Raw genomic sequence first — 237 nt, forward strand, 5'->3', positions numbered from 1 at the left:
GTAACTTAAACGCCGATTATAAAATATTAAGTTGGTTAACTTTCCGCACACAAGTTGGTTTAGACTATCGTTTGGTTCAGGGTAAAATCGTAAGAGATGCTAGAACTCCCGATGGTTTTGGCGTAAAGGGTAATGTATTTGTTCAAAGTAACTGGAATACCAATATAAATACTTTTCAAACTCTGAACTTTAATAAAACTTTTGGCACTAAACATCAATTAGATGGTGTTGTAGGTT

The 237-nt window shown here is 33.8% G+C and carries 1 protein-coding gene; it reads left to right on the forward strand.

The features are described from left to right. A partial coding sequence (locus CWB62_RS18780; RefSeq protein ID WP_212747501.1) for a hypothetical protein occupies positions 1–237 on the forward strand: 237 nt, incomplete at both ends.

Source organism: Pseudoalteromonas sp. S408 (assembly GCF_005886645.1).
GTDB lineage: Bacteria > Pseudomonadota > Gammaproteobacteria > Enterobacterales > Alteromonadaceae > Pseudoalteromonas.